Annotated in this window: 10 protein-coding genes; 4 read left to right on the top strand and 6 right to left on the bottom strand. The window is 60.1% G+C overall.

What is annotated here, in order from left to right; translation table 11 throughout:
* Positions 1-19: 19 nt before the first annotated feature.
* The 3 genes from gor to rpiA all read right to left on the bottom strand — a co-directional run bounded on the left by gor (position 20) and on the right by rpiA (position 2916).
* A complete protein-coding gene (gor, locus tag FHX15_RS10730) occupies positions 20-1405 on the bottom strand; it encodes a glutathione-disulfide reductase (protein ID WP_184396606.1) in 1386 nt (461 codons plus the stop codon).
* 225 nt (positions 1406-1630) lie between these two features.
* Positions 1631-2200 (bottom strand): DUF2059 domain-containing protein, encoded by a 570-nt coding sequence (locus FHX15_RS10725; RefSeq protein ID WP_184396603.1) that lies wholly within the window; start codon positions 2198-2200, stop codon positions 1631-1633.
* A gap of 17 nt (positions 2201-2217) precedes the next feature.
* On the bottom strand, positions 2218-2916 hold the full coding sequence (gene rpiA, locus FHX15_RS10720; protein ID WP_184396601.1) for a ribose-5-phosphate isomerase RpiA: 699 nt from the start codon (positions 2914-2916) through the stop codon (positions 2218-2220).
* A gap of 194 nt (positions 2917-3110) precedes the next feature.
* On the opposite strand from rpiA, the gene FHX15_RS10715 reads away from it, so the two are divergent.
* Positions 3111-3845 (top strand): HAD family hydrolase, encoded by a 735-nt coding sequence (locus FHX15_RS10715; RefSeq protein ID WP_184396597.1) that lies wholly within the window; start codon positions 3111-3113, stop codon positions 3843-3845.
* Between the two features lie 122 nt (positions 3846-3967).
* Here the strand turns inward: FHX15_RS10715 and FHX15_RS10710 are convergent, their stop codons facing one another.
* Entirely contained in the window at positions 3968-5866 is a 1899-nt protein-coding gene (locus FHX15_RS10710) for a murein L,D-transpeptidase (protein WP_184397167.1), read from the bottom strand.
* Between the two features lie 429 nt (positions 5867-6295).
* Here FHX15_RS10710 and fumC point away from each other — a divergent pair, with 429 nt between their 5' ends.
* Both fumC and FHX15_RS10700 read left to right on the top strand, forming a co-directional pair.
* A complete protein-coding gene (fumC, locus tag FHX15_RS10705; RefSeq protein WP_184396593.1) occupies positions 6296-7687 on the top strand; it encodes a class II fumarate hydratase in 1392 nt (463 codons plus the stop codon).
* A gap of 264 nt (positions 7688-7951) precedes the next feature.
* Positions 7952-9559 carry a fumarate hydratase gene (locus FHX15_RS10700; RefSeq protein ID WP_184396590.1) on the top strand — a complete coding sequence of 536 codons (1608 nt, stop codon included), beginning with the start codon at positions 7952-7954 and terminating at the stop codon, positions 9557-9559.
* A gap of 12 nt (positions 9560-9571) precedes the next feature.
* Here FHX15_RS10700 and FHX15_RS10695 read toward each other — a convergent pair whose 3' ends face one another.
* Positions 9572-9796 carry a hypothetical protein gene (locus tag FHX15_RS10695; protein WP_184396586.1) on the bottom strand — a complete coding sequence of 75 codons (225 nt, stop codon included), beginning with the start codon at positions 9794-9796 and terminating at the stop codon, positions 9572-9574.
* A 363-nt stretch (positions 9797-10159) separates the two neighbouring features.
* On the opposite strand from FHX15_RS10695, the gene FHX15_RS10690 reads away from it, so the two are divergent.
* Positions 10160-11230 (top strand): GGDEF domain-containing protein, encoded by a 1071-nt coding sequence (locus tag FHX15_RS10690; protein WP_184396582.1) that lies wholly within the window; start codon positions 10160-10162, stop codon positions 11228-11230.
* 91 nt (positions 11231-11321) lie between these two features.
* Here the strand turns inward: FHX15_RS10690 and FHX15_RS10685 are convergent, their stop codons facing one another.
* Entirely contained in the window at positions 11322-13748 is a 2427-nt protein-coding gene (locus tag FHX15_RS10685; protein WP_246778924.1) for a glucan 1,4-alpha-glucosidase, read from the bottom strand.
* Positions 13749-13889: the final 141 nt, after the last annotated feature.

Genomic DNA, 13889 nt, shown 5'->3' with positions numbered 1-13889 from the left:
TCCGCACCGGAATTCTGGATCAGAGGCGCTGGCCGTCGCGGACGCGGTAGCTCGGCGCATACATGGTCACCAGTTCTTCGGCGGCCGTCGGATGCAGCGCCATGGTGCGGTCGAAATCGTCCTTGGTGCAGCCGGCCTTCAGCGTGATGCCCAGGATCTGCGCCATCTCGCCGGCATCGTGACCAAGGATATGGGCTCCCACTACCTTGCGGCTTGCGGCATCGACGATCAGTTTCATCATCATCTTTTCCGCCCGGCCCGACAACGTGGCCTTCAGCGGCCGGAACTGGGCGCGATAGACTTCCAGCTCCTGGTAACGTTTGCCCGCCTCCTCCTCGGAGAGACCGACCGTGCCGATCTCCGGCTGGGAGAAGACGGCGGTCGGAATGAGGTCGTAATCCGGCTTGGTCGGGTTATTCTTGTACTCGGTCTCGATGAAGCACATGGCTTCGTGGATTGCGACCGGCGTCAGCTGGACCCGGTCGGTGACATCGCCGAGTGCATAGATATTCTCGACATTCGTACGCGAGTAATCGTCGACGATGACGGCGCCGCGTTCGTTCACCGCAACACCCGCCTTTTCCAGCCCCAGCCCTCTCGTATTCGGATCGCGGCCGAGCGCCAGCATAACGATACCGGCATTGAGCGTCTCGCCTTTCATGGTCTCGATGACGAGGCCATTTTCGCCTCTTGTCACCTTCTCCATCACATCCTGGCAGAGGATGCGGATGCCCTTGGCAACCATGGCTTCGTGCAGGCCGCGACGCAGGTCCTCGTCGAAGCGAGAAAGGATTTCGGTGCCGCGGTAGATCAGTGTCGTCTCGACACCGAGCCCATGGAAGATATTGGCGAACTCGACGGCGATGTAGCCGCCGCCGGCAATCAGGATGGACTTCGGCAGCTCTTCCAGATGGAAAGCTTCGTTGGAGGAGATGCAGAGCTCGTGGCCGGGTAGTGCCGCATGCGGGTTCGGTCTGCCGCCGGTCGCAATCACGATGGTTTTGGCCGTCACCGTCTCGCCGGTCCTCAGAAGCTTGATCGTATGGGCATCGACAAGTTCGGCGCGGGTTTCCAGGATTTCGGCATTGGCGCCGGCAAGCCCTTTCTTGTAAAGCCCCTCAAGCCGCGCGATCTCATTATCCTTGGCCGCGATCAGCTTCTTCCAGTCGAACGCGCTTTCGCCGACTGTCCAGCCAAAGCCAGCTGCATCCTCAAAATGCTCGTGGAACTGTGAGGCATAGACGAAGAGCTTCTTCGGCACGCAGCCGCGGATCACACAGGTGCCGCCGTAGCGATATTCCTCGGCGATCGCCACCTTCTTGCCGAGCGAGGCCGCGACGCGTGCGCTGCGCACCCCTCCTGAACCGCCGCCGATGACGAAGAGGTCGTAGTCGTAGGAAGGCATGATGATCTCCGGAGGGAATCGCTGGATGGGTCGTTCACATATAGAGCAATTCCAGCAGAAGTGTGCAGCGGTTCTGCGTCCGGAATTGCGTAAGGATAGTAGAGCAATTCCAGCAGAAGTGTGCGGTTCTGTGTCCGGAATTGCTTGAGAACAAAAGAGATAGGGGCGGCGCCACAAAAACAAAAGCCCGGGCGAGCCGGGCTTTTGTCGAAATGAAAGATAGTCTTACTTCTTGGCGGGTGCCGGTGCGGCCGCCGGAGCCGGAACCGGGCTTTCCGTTGTCGGCGGCGGAGCCTTGATGACCTTGGAAAGCTCGGCGTTGCTCTGCTTTTCCAGGTCGCGGGAAATGCCCTGCGCCCAGATATCAGCAGCCTTGGCGGTTTCGCGCGAGGCGACCGGGCCGTCACGCAGCAGCTTCTTTCCGACGTCGGAATTGTAGAAATCGGCAATTGCCTTCAGCTCGTCGACGGTGAAGGCTTTGGCATAGGTGAGAGCCGCTTCCTTTTCGAGGTCGGCGCGGCGCGGTGCCAGAGCCAGCGCCTGCTTGTCAACGGTCGCAGTGATGACATCCTGGTAGTTCGGCGAGTCCTGTATGAGACCTGCCTTCAGGCGCTCGGCAAGACCCGGCAGGATGTTGTCATACTGGGTGGTTGCGCCGATCGCGTCCATGGCTGCGCGGGCAGCCTTAAGCTGCTCCTCGGAAACTTCCTGCGCTCTTGCGGCAGAGCCGAAGGCAAGCCCGGAAAGAACGATGGTCGCAGCGGCAAGACGGCCGAGGCCTGCAATGTTCATCATGAATTTCTATGCTCCTGTTATCTGTTTGCCTGCAGCGTGCGGGCACCTGCAGGACCAGCAATGATCGCAAGCGCCGCCATGTTGATGAAAAGCCCGTGCTCTACGACACCGGGTATGGAATTCAGTTCCCTCGAGAGCGCCTCTGCATCAGGAATGCGGCCAAAAGATGCGTCGATGATGTAATGTCCGCCGTCTGTCGTAAACTCTCCATCCCCGGACTGACGCAATGTCAGTTCGCCTGAGAGACCGAGGCGCGAGGCGGTCTTTTCGATGGCCATCCGCGTCGAAAGGAGGCCGAAGGGATTGACCTCGATCGGCAGCGCGAAGGCGCCGAGCGTCTCGACCAACTTGCTTTCGTCGGCGATGACGATCATCCGCGTCGAGGCGGCCGCAACGATCTTTTCGCGCAGCAGCGCGCCGCCACCGCCCTTGATGAGCCGGAGCGCCGCATCGACTTCGTCGGCGCCATCGATGGTGAGATCCAGTTGCGGCAGTTCGTCAAGCGATTTCAAGGGTACGCCGAGTTCGACGCACAGCCGCGCCGTTCGCTCGGAGGTCGGAACGCCCTCGACTTTGAAGCCGGCTGCGACCTTTTCGGCGAGCAGACGAACAAATTCCTCCGCGGTGCTTCCAGTCCCGATTCCGAGACGCATGCCGTATTCGACGTGGACGAGTGCTGCCTCGGCGGCCTTGATCTTCATTTCGCGGGCATCCATGCGCCGCCAGCTCCTGATATTGCGTTGGATGTGCTGTTTACACGGCTCGTATTGCAAACGAAAGCCAAAATCATCGTCTTGCGATTGAAAGCCACGCGTTTCGGCTGCGACTTTTCTGTCAGCCGTCCTGGCGTTGCTTTTCGCCGGTTCATCGCCTAATCCCGGATAATCCTACCCTGCAAAGAGGCCTCACTTTGACCCCCGCTCCCGAAAATGCCGACCAGGCTCTTCCCAAGGATAAAGGCCTCGTCGTCTTCGATCTCGACGGCACGCTTCTCGACACCCATGTCGATCTGGTCGAAAGCCTGAACTACACGATCGCAGCTCTTGATCTTGAGCCCGTCACCTATGACAATCTCACGCATCTCGTAGGCCAGGGAGCGCGCGTGATGATCGAGCGCGCCTGCAACCTCCAAGGTCACCCGTTGACATCGGATGAGGTTCCTAAACTCGTCGAGCGTTTCGTCGCGCATTATAATGCCAATATGCCGGGTCATACCGAGCCCTACCCGGGTCTCGTCGCCGCCATGGAACGGCTGAAGGCGTCCGGATACCGCCTCGCCGTCTGCACAAACAAGCTGGAAAGCCTTGCCACCGGCCTGATCGGAAAGCTCGGCCTGACGCATTATTTCGACGCGATTACCGGGGGCGATACGTTCGAATACCGCAAGCCCGATGCCCGGCATCTAACCGGCACCATCGAACGCGCTGGCGGTCACGTCTCTCGCTCGGTCATGATCGGTGACAGCATCAACGATATCGCTGTGGCTAAGAATGCCAACGTGCCTTCCATCGCAGTGCCCTTCGGCTATTCGGATGTGCCGGTTTCGAGCCTCGATCCGGATATGATCATCACGCATTTCGATGAGCTGACGGCAGAACTGGTGGAGATGTTGTTCCGGAAATCTGCGGCGAAAGTTGCTGTTTGAGGGCTGGTACGCCTGATGCGCTGGCGACCCGAGCGCCTCCTTTTCATTCCGATCCAATAATACAAAAAAACGAAACGGGCGGCCCGAGGACCGCCCGTCCAAATGCCCATCTGGCGCTAGCGTCAGATCTGCGCCTCACGCGATTTCGTCGTCACATCGAACGCCTTGTCCACATAGGCGTCGCGACCATACACGTCGTCGAAATATTCGATCACTCCATCCTTGTTCGGCCAGGCGGTGAAATAGGATACATAGACCGGGATCTTCTGCGGCACTTTTACGGCATGGTTCTGGCCGGTGGCGATCTGTTTGGCGACCTCATCGACCGTCGTACCGAGAACGGCAGCAGCCATCGCGCGCGGATCCGAAAGGCGCACGCAGCCGTGGCTGAGAGCCCGCATGTCACGCTTGAAGAAGCTCTTCGAAGGCGTGTCGTGCATGTAGATGGCATGGCTGTTGGGGAACAGGATTTTCAATTCACCCAGCGCATTGTCGCTGCTTGGCGGCTGACGAACCGAAATATTCTGTGTCGAGCCGTACCAGTCGACGCTGGAGGACGGAACGGCACGGCCGCCGACCTCAACCTGATAGCCCAACTGATCGAGATAGTCGGGGTTGGAACGCAGCTTCGGCAGCATTTCGTTGATGATGATCGACTGCGGCACGCCCCAGAACGGGTTGAACTCGACCGTTTCGATCTCGTCGTCGAAGAAATAGGTCTGGTTGTTCTTGCCGCCGACAACGGTGCGCATCGCAAGCTGCTGTTTGGAGTCGTTGAAATAGTAGGCCATGAAGGCGGGCTGGTTGATCATCACGTAGCGTGGGCCGAGATCGGCGGGCAGCCAGCGCAGCTGCTCCATCGCTATGATGAGCTTGTCGATCTTGGAGGCATTGTTGTCGCCGCCGGTCATCATGCGCACGGTTGCCTGACCGATTACGCCATCGGGCTTCAGGCCGCGCTCCTTCTGAAAGTCCTCGACCAGTGACACGATCTCGGGCGAATAATCGCTGCTGCCGGCATAAGCCGAGAAGGTGGCCGCATGCGCGGACTTCAGCTCTGCCGAACCATGCTTCTGGATCGCCTTGACGATGTTGGCGACTTCCGGCGAGCTGTCGCCCGGGTGCAGCAGGGAATCGAGGGAAATGGTGATCCGCTCCTCGTTGCCACCATCGGCTGCGCGCAGCTTGGCGAGTTCGGCCTTCAGCGCCAGGAACTGCGTGCTGTCGGGATTGCGGCTGGACAGATAGGCCGCAACGTCGGGGCTCAGGCGGGAGAGTTTCAGCACGGGATCGAGCTTTACGACCTTTCGCTGGAAATCATGGTAGCCAGACAGCTTGTTGGGGTCGACGCGGCCGCGCGTCGTGTCCTGCACGTAAGAGAGAACCTTCGAGGAAAGTGCGAGTTCGAACTGCGTCAGCGCCTTGTCGCGAGCGTCCGGGTCCGGATTGGCCGGATCGATTGCCGGCTCGGCGACGGCGTAATCGGCGGGGTCGAGGCCAACGCTTGCTGCATCTGCAAGCACGCTCATCGCTGCCTTGCCGCGTTCATTGACGCCCTCGCCGGAAACCCAGACGAGGGGATTCTTGCCGTCGCCGTAATAGGCCTGCAGGGCCCTCGCGACATCGGCATTGGCGCGAACCTTGGCCTCCGTCAGGAAGTGACGCTGCGGAGCGCCGTCAGTCGCGGCAGCACCGGAGACGTCCGCGACTGCGCCGGTCACGACAGGATCGGCAAACTTCGTCGTATCGACGGGCACCAAAGGTTCGGCCTTGTAAGTGTAGTAGCGCGGGCCGGAAACCTTCGGCAGCGCAGCTTCGGGATCAATGTCGCCGCCAAGGCCGCCGTTGCGATTGCCCGGAGTGCCGCGGATCGGCGCCGAGGGGTCCATGATAATGGTGCTCTGGCCCCTTGCCCGGTCGCCGCGCAGCATATCCATCAGCGTATAGGCATGCGCAGGAACCGCGCCAATCACGCAGGAAAGTGCCAATGCGGAAACCGCGCTTTTCAAAACGAACTTCATCTTGTCTTCCAGTTCCAGTATCATGCTGTTGTCGAGCAAAAGGCTCAGATCAATTCTTCCAGAATTCCCGGCAGCCGCGGCCCATTCATCAGAAATCGGCCCGCGACGCCAGCGCTTTCAGCACTCAACTTCGTGTGACGGAGTCGAACGCAACGCCGGCCGTCAGTTCACACAAAATTATGAAATTATTAGTTAATTTTTTACCGAATTTTCCAGTTCGAGAAAGGGTGCTTTCTGACGCTTTCTGCATTAATTTTCGGGCGTGACCGAAAGAACACGCCGGATGAAGCACAGGTGGATGACGTAAAACATGAGGCCAATATTCAATATTTAGCATTGGATCTGGTTTTCTTGTTAAGCGTTCCACCCTATAAGTCTCTCATCTTCAAGGACTGCCCTAAAGAGCATGTGACAGGAAGGCACCAAGCCATGAGTTCCACCCGCACCGAAACCGACACATTTGGCCCGATCGAGGTCGCCAGCGACCGCTATTGGGGCGCGCAGGCGCAGCGTTCTCTCGGCAATTTCAAGATCGGTTGGGAAAAGCAGCCGCTCTCGATCGTGCGCGCGCTCGGTATCGTCAAGCAGGCGGCAGCACGCGCCAATATGGCGCTCGGCCAGCTCGATTCCAGCATTGGCAAAGCTGTCGTGGATGCCGCCCAGGAAGTGATCGACGGCAAGCTGAACGACCATTTCCCGCTGGTCGTCTGGCAGACCGGTTCCGGCACGCAATCCAATATGAACGCCAACGAAGTGATCTCCAATCGCGCCATAGAAATGCTTGGCGGCGTCATGGGTTCCAAGAAGCCGGTACACCCGAACGATCACGTTAATATGAGCCAGTCGTCGAACGATACTTATCCGACGGCCATGCACATTGCCTGCGCCGAACAGATCGCTCACCACCTGCTGCCGTCCCTGAAGCATCTGCATGCGGCCCTCGACATGAAGGTCACGGAATTCAGCCACATCATCAAGATCGGCCGCACGCATACGCAAGATGCCACGCCGCTCACGCTCGGCCAGGAATTTTCCGGCTATGCCGCGCAGGTCGGCTCCGCGATCAAGCGAATCGAGATAACCCTGCCCGGCCTCTGCGAACTCGCCCAGGGCGGCACCGCCGTCGGCACAGGTCTCAATGCGCCGGTCGGCTTTGCCGAGAAGGTCGCCGAAGAGATAGCCGCTATCACCGGTATGCCCTTCGTGACCGCGCCGAACAAATTCGAGGCGCTCGCATCGCATGATTCAATGGTCTTCGCCCACGGCGCGATCAACGCGGCAGCCGCCGCCCTCTTCAAGATCGCCAACGACATCCGTCTGCTCGGCTCCGGCCCGCGCTCGGGCCTCGGGGAGCTGGCCTTGCCGGAAAACGAGCCCGGTTCCTCGATCATGCCCGGGAAGGTGAATCCCACTCAGTGCGAAGCGCTGACGCAGGTCTGCATCCACGTCTTCGGCAACCATGCGGCGTTGACCTTCGCCGACAGCCAGGGCCATTTCGAGCTCAACGTCTACAATCCGATGATGGCCTATAACTTCCTGCAATCAGTCCAGCTCCTCGGCGACGCCGCCGTCTCCTTCACCGACAATTGCGTCGTCGGCATCGAAGCCCGCGAGGACAATATCAAGGCCGGCCTCGAACGCTCCTTGATGCTGGTGACCGCGCTCGCCCCGAAGATCGGCTATGACGCGGCTGCCAAGATTGCCAAGACGGCGCACAAGAACGGCACGACGCTGAAGGAAGAGGCACTGGCGAGCGGGCTGGTGACGTCTGAGGAATATGACGCGATCGTGCGTCCGGAGACGATGATCAGCCCGAAGTAATTGGGTTCGCATGAGTATCGGAGGTCGGCGCTGTGCCGGCCTTTTTGCTTTTGCGGCAGACGCCGCCGCAGAGGTCTGGCGCCTCACCTTCCTTATCGAGTCAGGTAATGGGCCACGGCGCACCACGTTCCTCGTTGATTGACTTGAGGAGCAGCGAAAGCACCGCGGCATTTTTGCCGCCAATCCCGCCTCCTCCGTGATTGATTTTGGCATCCGCCACAATTAGACCGGTTCCAAACTATCCCACCCAGAAAGGTCACTTCGATGACTGACGATCTCTTTCCCCTTGGCGCCGACACTACCCCTTACCGCAAGATCAGCAGCGACTATGTCTCTGTCGATACGTTCAAGGGCCAGGAGATCCTCTCGGTCGATCCCGGGGGCATCCGCCTGCTCGCCGAAACCGCCTTTGCTGACATCAACCACCTCTTGCGCCCAGGCCATCTGAAGCAGCTCGCTGCGATCCTCGATGATCCCGAAGCCACCGACAATGACCGCTTCGTCGCCTATGACCTGCTGAAAAACGCCAATATCGCCGCCGGCGGCGTGCTGCCCATGTGCCAGGATACGGGTACGGCGATCATCATGGGCAAGAAGGGTCGCCGTGTGTGGACCGAGGGCGGCGATGCGGCAGCGCTCTCGAAAGGGGTGCTCGACGCCTATGAAAAGAAGAACCTGCGCTATTCGCAGCTCGCGCCAATCAAGATGTTCGAGGAAAAGAACACCAAAAACAATCTGCCGGCGCAGATCGATATCTATGAGGAAGGTACCGACAGCTATGACTTCCTCTTCGTCGCCAAGGGCGGCGGCTCGGCCAACAAGACCTTCCTCTTCCAGGGTACGCCGTCGCTTCTAACGCATGAGCGCATGCTGGACTTCCTTAAGGAGAAGATCCTCACGCTCGGTACGGCAGCCTGTCCCCCCTACCATCTGGCCATCGTCATCGGCGGCACTTCGGCCGAGATGAACCTGAAGACGGTCAAGCTCGCCTCCACCCGCTATCTCGACGACTTGCCGACGGAAGGTTCCGAAAGCGGCCATGCCTTCCGCGATCTCGAGATGGAGAAGGAAATCCACAAGCTGACCCAGAACCTCGGCGTCGGCGCCCAATTCGGCGGCAAGTATTTCTGTCATGACGTGCGCGTCATCCGCCTGCCCCGCCATGGCGCCTCGCTGCCGATCGGCCTTGGGGTTTCCTGTTCCGCCGACCGTCAGGCCAAGGGCAAGATCACCCGTGACGGCATCTTCATCGAGCAACTGGAAACCGATCCGTCGAAATACATGCCTGACATCGACGAAGCGAAACTGTCGGAATCCGTCGTGCGCATCGACCTCAACCAGCCGATGGTCGGTATACTCTCGGAGCTTTCCAGGCATCCGGTCAAGACGCGCCTATCGCTATCGGGCACGATAATCGTCGCCCGCGACCTCGCCCATGCCAAGATCCGTGAACGCCTGGAAAAGGGCGAAGGCATGCCAGCCTACATGAAAAACCACCCGGTTTATTATGCCGGCCCGGCGAAGACGCCAGCTGGTTACGCGTCCGGCTCCTTCGGTCCGACGACGGCAGGCCGCATGGATTCCTATGTCGACCAGTTCCAGTCCTTCGGCGGCTCCATGGTCATGCTCGCCAAGGGCAATCGTTCGCGCGCGGTGCGCGAGGCCTGCAAGAAGCACCGGGGCTTCTATCTCGGCTCGATCGGCGGTCCGGCCGCACGCCTGGCGCAGGACTGCATCCGAAAGGTCGATGTGCTGGAATATCCCGAGCTCGGCATGGAAGCCGTCTGGAAGATCGAGGTCGAAGATTTCCCGGCCTTCATCGTTATCGACGACAAGGGCAACGACTTCTTCCAGGAGCTGAATCTCGGCTGATACCTAGAGCAATCAGCTACCGGACCGAGCCGTCTGGGCCGTATCGATAGTGGCCGCCACTGGTTTTTCCATGGCGGCGATATCGGATGTACTGAGAACGTCCTCCGCCTTCACACTGGCGAGGATGTCGGTGCTGAAGATGCCATTGAAGAAGCCGCTCTGCTGCAAAAGGAAGATACCGCCGGCGAGGACGGCGACTGCGAGAATGACCGGCGAAGTATCGCGAGACGATTCCATGATCTCATGCCTTCGAAAGGGAGCCGTAAACCGCTCCCCGTAAATCAGGATTCACGAAAGAGAATTTGTCATTTCGCCCTGCCTGCCAGTAGACCAAAGAACAGACACCGACAGTCAACGAAGCAAAAACAATCCTCGAAAAGAGAAAAAGACTGAACTTTTTGGGACGTCTCGCGCATAAGAGGTGTCTCTTTCGCAGTCGAACTTACAAAATTCTGAGAAAAATCATAGGAGTGATCGTAGTATTGATGCCCATCAAACTTATCGTATGTAATCTTTGGTATATGTCGCTTTAATCTTTTCCCAAGAAATCTAAGCTAACAAATAGAAGATTGCTTAAGAATTGGATGAGGAGTTGCCGGAATGAATACGGCCGTTGCGCCCAAGGTGCAGGTTCCCGATGTGGCGGGTCAGATCACCTATGCCATGCGTGCCATGGGCGTTGCACCAATTCCCCGCAATTATGAACTCTTCTACGAGGCTTATATCGGCTCCAACCCGGCCCTCACCCGCGACCTTGCTGCCCTCGGCAGCCAGGCGACGCAAGCCGAGCTCGATGCGCTCGGTGCTCAGCATTGCGCCCATACGGCACCGGCAAAGATCTTCGATGACGCGCATAGCCGTATTGCCGGCGAGCTGGAAGGCCTGCTGCGTGTGCTTCGCCAGGAACAGACTTCGCTCGAAAGCTATAACAGGCTGCTCAACGAGACCTGCAAGCGTATCAGTTCCAAGAGTTCGACGAGCGCCGACCTCATCGAAAATGCCATCGATCTCCTCACCCAGGCAACCGGCGATACGATCAGCCATGGCGAAAAAACCGTAGAAGACATGGTCCAGCGCTCACAAGAGATGGACCAGGTTCGCAAAGAACTCGATGAATATAAGCGCATCGCCAACACGGATTCGCTGACGCGCCTTTCCAACCGCCGCGCCTTCGACGACCGCCTGGCCGCCGTCTTCAACAATCCGGCGCTGCGCCCGGTCACGGCCCTGCTGCTTGCGGACATCGACAATTTCAAGAAGATCAATGACACCTATGGCCACCCGGTCGGTGACAAGGTTTTGGCGACGGTCGCTTCCGTCATCCGCGCCAATGTCCGCCGCGACGTTTTTGTCGCCCGGACCGGCGGCGAAGAGTTCGCTCTCATCATCGACGGCAACACGCTGGAGGAAGTGACTGCGATTGCAGAGCGCATCCGCCGCACGCTCGAAGCCACACCCTTTAAGAATTCCCGCACGCGCGTCAATTACGGTCCGGTCACGGTCTCCATCGGCATCTGCATGGCCTCGCACGCCGAGGATGCCGGCGAGCTCTATTCCAAGAGCGATATCGCTCTCTACAGCGCCAAGAATGCCGGCCGCAACTGCACCGTCGTCTATGAAGACGGCATGCAGAAGGAATTCACCAAGAGCTGGCTGATCTACAAATCGTAATATCAGGGACATTCCCGGCCGCTTGTGCTGTCGTCACGCGCTCACCGGGTGCGTTACTCAAGGCGGGGAGATCGGCAGTGATCGCCCGCTCTCACGCCACCTCTACTCTGAAATCCACCCCTTCCCAGCGCTGCGCATCCGTCCAGAAGATCGTGAAATCGATCGAGCCGGCTGGAAGCGCCTCGGTATGCAGGTCGAAAACGTAGGTGCCGAAACCGCTGTCGTGGCATGGCGTGTCCGAGGCATTTGCCCATTGGTCGATCGACCAACGCACCCTTGCCGGCGCAGGCAGTTCGATGCGAAGAACCCTCCCCGCCGGCATCCGCTCGCGCCGGTCCGTCGGGCGCCAGGAAAAAGGCGGCGATACCGGTTCCGTTGCCGCGACGTAGCGGGCAAATGTCTGTGGCGGCATGTCGAAGACCACGCCGTCGCGGAGCGACCGCAGCAGTTTGATATGTTCGGCATGCGCCCAGACCAGCGGCATGGCGCTGCCGGAGGGGCGGCCAAGGAAAAGCTCGCGTTCCGGCACATCCTCGCTGTCCCAAATCTGTTCCGGCAACAACCCGCCCTCGCTGGCCGATGCTTCGAGCGCAGCCAGCATCCGCCGCGCCTCGTCCACCCGCCCCGCGGCAAGCTCGTAATGGGCGCGCTCGCCTGTCAGCAGCGGCCAGAGCCTGCCGACACCGCTCCCGGCGAAGGGTGCGCCGCCGATGCGCTCGCCATAACCGTCGTCATTGTAGCGATACCAGTAGGGCCCGGCTGGAAGGTCGCGCCGCAGCTCCGCATCGATCGCCGCGACCGTGCCGAGAATACGCGGATCGTCTGCCGCCCTGAGGCCAAAGCGCACCAGGGCCAGCGCATCCGGGCTGATCAACAGATCAGCCTCAAGCACCTCGCCGAGATCGTCGCGATTACGGATCGGAATGAAGTCACGCCTCAATGATAAGCCGCCGTCGGTACCCGAGGCGATGCGCACATAGTATCCCTCGATGCCAAGCCTGCGCGACAGTTCCGTATCGGTGGCGTATGTCCATTCCTCGATCCGCTCGTTCCATCCGTCTGCTACCTCGCGCAGATAGCGCGCCGCATCCACCCGCCCGGCAGCCTCCACGGCATCGGCGGCCGCAAGCAGGCCGGCGATCTCGACGGCGAGCGTGAAGGGCGAATAGCCGGCATCCTCCTCCCAGCGGTCCTCCTGTGTGGCGGGACCGTTTCGAACGATATAGCCTGCCGCCGCCTCGATCATCGGCAGGTACCGGTGGGCCTCCGACGCGCCGATTTCGCCTGATCGCAGCAGCATGTCGTAGAGAAGGATCGGAAAGGCCGTCTCGTCCATCTGGATGCCGTTCCAGTAGGGCCGCCCGTCGAGCCAGGCGTTCTGTACCCAATGGCCGTCCGCTTCCTGGATGACAGTGAGATAGTCGAGCACCGAACGTGCGTCCGCCGCCGCCCCGGCGGCAAGCAGACCGCCCGCCGTCTCCACCAGATCGCGGGTCCACACGAGGTGATAACCGCCAAGGTCGTCATCGCTCTTATTAAAACCCCACGGGATGGAAAGACTGGCGATAATGGCGCCCGAGGCATCGTCGCGGTGGGTTGCGAGCACGCTGGTACTGACGCGGTAGCGGTTCAGCTGGTTCGGATCATGCGGCTCGTCGAGCGAAAGCAGACCGGCCTGCCACTCCCGCCAGCCGTTGCGATAGTGTTTCAGCGCCGGCTCGACGCCCTGTTCCAGGCTGAGCAGCGCCCGCACGGCGGCTTCCTCCGGCTGCGTGCCGAAGCCGATGGCGATCAGCGCCCTTCCCGCATTCCCTTGGCCCTGGCCCGCCTGAATATCGAGCGTTCCCGACAGTGCGATATTGCCCGACGTGGCGCAGCAATAGTCCTGTCTGAGCCCCTCGCCGCGCGACAATGTCTGCCAGCCGTCGGAAAAGCCGACATAGCCCACGGAACGGGTAAGCCAGGGTACAGAGGCGGCGATTGCGAGCGACCGCCCGGACCCTTCAGCAAAGAGCATCGGCTTGCGTTTGAAATCGGCATACCAGCCGGTGTTGTCGGCGCCGCCATTGACGAGATGCGGGGCGGCCAGGGCATGCAGCCGGTAGTCGGAAAGATTGCCGGTCAATGCCTCGAAGCGGATATCCTGCAGCACGACCTCGCGCTCGGGGTCTGAAAAGATGATCTTGGTGATGCGATAGCGGCCGTCACGGGCGGTATTGATTAGGCGGAAGGCCGGGACCCCATCCTCGATCGCCTCGACGCGGTGATCGGCGTCGCGTTTCTCCTCGGAGAAATAGCCCTCTGCCGTGACGATGAAACCGAAATCGCGCATGCAGGCCATATCCAGCCGCGGCGCGTAGATCTCGTTGAGGATGCCATGGCTTGCCGTGAACCAGACGCAGCTCGCAGCGCTCACGGCGGTCCCGACCGCGCTCTTGTCGCTGGAGGTCCAGCGAGGCTGGATGCCTGGCGCGCCTGTCGGTACGGCGGAACGGGGTTGCAATGTCGCAATGGCCAAGTGCAGTTCCTCCGTTTCGCGATGCTCCTGCGAGCATGCCATCCTGAGACGAAATCAGGCGATCCGCAATATACCGGCCTTGACAGCGGGCGACGATCTTGCGCCGGATAAAAGTAAGCAGGGAATGAAGCGGGTATCGCG

Source organism: Rhizobium sp. BK650, assembly GCF_014195325.1.
Classification (GTDB): Bacteria; Pseudomonadota; Alphaproteobacteria; order Rhizobiales; family Rhizobiaceae; genus Rhizobium.
Note: the sequence above shows the minus strand (reverse complement) of the source record. Positions and strands in the feature narration are given on the sequence as shown.

Bases quoted from the DNA above. Each gene is read 5' to 3' on its own strand.
- gor (WP_184396606.1), bottom strand. From the start codon at position 1,405: ATGCCTTCCTACGACTACGACCTCTTCGTCATCGGCGGCGGTTCAGGA.
- FHX15_RS10725 (WP_184396603.1), bottom strand. From the start codon at position 2,200: ATGATGAACATTGCAGGCCTCGGCCGTCTTGCCGCTGCGACCATCGTT.
- rpiA (WP_184396601.1), bottom strand. From the start codon at position 2,916: ATGGATGCCCGCGAAATGAAGATCAAGGCCGCCGAGGCAGCACTCGTC.
- FHX15_RS10710 (WP_184397167.1), bottom strand. From the start codon at position 5,866: ATGAAGTTCGTTTTGAAAAGCGCGGTTTCCGCATTGGCACTTTCCTGC.
- fumC (WP_184396593.1), top strand. From the start codon at position 6,296: ATGAGTTCCACCCGCACCGAAACCGACACATTTGGCCCGATCGAGGTC.
- FHX15_RS10700 (WP_184396590.1), top strand. From the start codon at position 7,952: ATGACTGACGATCTCTTTCCCCTTGGCGCCGACACTACCCCTTACCGC.
- FHX15_RS10695 (WP_184396586.1), bottom strand. From the start codon at position 9,796: ATGGAATCGTCTCGCGATACTTCGCCGGTCATTCTCGCAGTCGCCGTC.
- FHX15_RS10690 (WP_184396582.1), top strand. From the start codon at position 10,160: ATGAATACGGCCGTTGCGCCCAAGGTGCAGGTTCCCGATGTGGCGGGT.